Genomic DNA, 208 nt, shown 5'->3' with positions numbered 1-208 from the left:
CCACAGCACAGAACCCAGAAAAAGAAATGGGACAAAGGGCAGGCGCAGGGGTGATGAACGGTTTCTGCCACTGATTAGAAGAACAAAAGCGAGTGCCGATATGGCGGCAATAAACAGGATCAGACAGACTCCACGGGTTCCAAAGAGCAGTCCCAGGAGAGCCGCCAGCTTAATGTCACCGCCGCCAATCCCGCCATGGGTAATCCAG

1 protein-coding gene is annotated in these 208 nt (G+C 54.3%); it reads right to left on the bottom strand.

Features of this window, described 5'->3' with window-relative positions:
• Positions 1-208: prepilin peptidase (locus HJV72_RS19595; protein ID WP_208073559.1), on the bottom strand; the 208-nt coding region annotated here is incomplete at both ends.

The organism is Extibacter sp. GGCC_0201, from assembly GCF_017566055.1.
GTDB lineage: Bacteria > Bacillota > Clostridia > Lachnospirales > Lachnospiraceae > Extibacter.
Note: the sequence above shows the minus strand (reverse complement) of the source record. Positions and strands in the feature narration are given on the sequence as shown.